At 29.0% G+C, this 524-nt stretch carries 1 protein-coding gene; it reads right to left on the bottom strand.

What is annotated here, in order from left to right:
* Positions 1-236, bottom strand: a 236-nt coding sequence (locus tag ABD999_RS43810) for an MgPME-cyclase complex family protein (protein WP_345483305.1), incomplete at its 3' end; no start/stop codon positions are given.
* Between the last annotated feature and the right edge of the window lie 288 nt (positions 237-524).

Genomic DNA, 524 nt, shown 5'->3' on the forward strand with positions numbered 1-524 from the left:
AACCAATTAATAAATATTGGATTAGTAGAGATTATAGCTACAGCGTCTTTAGGTACAAGGTTTTTAAATGAAATCATTTCTGGTTTCTCTAGAAAAGAAGGGTTTGGTATTAGCCAAAAATCAATTGCTTTATTATTTGACTGATAGTAGTTAACTCTCTCTCTAAAAACTTCTTCTAGTGGTTCTTGTACTAATAGAAAATTTTGACTCGCAAGGGCGAAGTAATAAGTTGTCATTATTATAAATTTTAATAAAATTAGCTCAGTCGCTACTATCATATAACTTTATTTGATAAATAACTATTAAGATCTGTAAAAACTAGTTGCTATAGAGTAATTAACTTGCTTTTCAGTATATTAAAAAGTTATCGTATAACATTAAATTCAATATTTCTTACTATGGTATAACGTGAATAATTATTGGCCAAGCTCTCAGGGACCAACACCCAATCAAGAGGTAGCAGAGCTATTAGTTAGAACTTCTATAAAGATTAATAAGAGATTAACTAATTGCTCTCAGGAAGT

This window comes from Nonomuraea ferruginea (assembly GCF_039540635.1).
GTDB classification, from domain to species: domain Bacteria; phylum Actinomycetota; class Actinomycetes; order Streptosporangiales; family Streptosporangiaceae; genus Nonomuraea; species Nonomuraea ferruginea.